Annotated in this window: 1 pseudogene; it reads right to left on the bottom strand. The window is 70.4% G+C overall.

Annotated features, from left to right (window positions below):
- Positions 1-1033: pseudogene (locus tag DYU11_RS33405) on the bottom strand (hypothetical protein); the annotation flags it as partial.

A 1033-nucleotide genomic window follows, 5' to 3' on the forward strand; every position in this document is an offset into this window, starting at 1 on the left:
CTCTGCTGGGACGCCCCCGGCGAGGAGGGCCAGTACAACTTCGCCTTCATCGTCGAGGAGTGGCGTAACGGCGTGCTCATCGGCGAGATCACCCGCGACATGCAGATCATCGTCCTCGACCAGCCCAACCGAAGACCACTCATCCAGCCCCTGGCCGAGCTCTGCGTCGAGGCCGGCTCGCTCATCAACCAGACCATCACCGCCACCGACCCCGACGGCCACCGCGTCATCATCTCCGGCTTCGGCGGTCCCTTCAACACCGGTCCCGACGGACAGACCCTGCCCCAGGCCCAGCAACTGGTGCCCCCCGCCTTCGCCCGGCTCATCAACGGCGGACTCGTCCAGAACCAGCCCGCCCAGGCCACCTTCTCCTGGCAGACCAACTGCAACCAGCTCCGCGACGAGCCCTACGACATCACCCTGAAGGTCACCGACGTGCCCCCACGACCCATCGCCGGACTGGTCTCCTTCCAGACCCTGCGCATCCGCCTGATCGGGCCCGCCGTCCAGGGACTCACGGCCCGACCCACCGCCCAGGCCAGCCGGCGGGCCGTGCTGCTCAACTGGCAGGCCTACACCTGTGGGGCCCAGGGCACCCAGCTCATCGTCTACCGCAAGGAGGGCTGCACCCCCGACAACATACCCCCCTGCACCACCGGGGCGCCCCCCGGCTACGTCGAGGTCGCCCGCCTGCCCCAGACGGCCACCACTTACACCGACACGGCCGCCCTGCGCCGGGGCATCGGCTACGCCTACCGCATCGTGGCCCGCTACCCCGGTGCCAACGGCGGCTTCAGCGTGGCCTCCACCCAGCAGTGCCTGGAGCTGCCCCTGCTGGTGCCGGTCATCACCCAGGTGACGGTCGACTCCACAGGCTCCTCCACCACCCGACCCGCCGGCCAGATCACCGTCCGCTGGAGCCGCCCCCTGGGCCTGCAGCCCGGCGACCTGGGCGGGCCCTACCAGTACCGCCTGCTGCGGGCCGAGGGCCTCAACGGCACGAGCTTCACCCCGGTGGCCACCATCAACACCA

It is taken from the genome of Fibrisoma montanum (genome assembly GCF_003583365.1).
Lineage (GTDB): Bacteria > Bacteroidota > Bacteroidia > Cytophagales > Spirosomataceae > Fibrisoma > Fibrisoma montanum.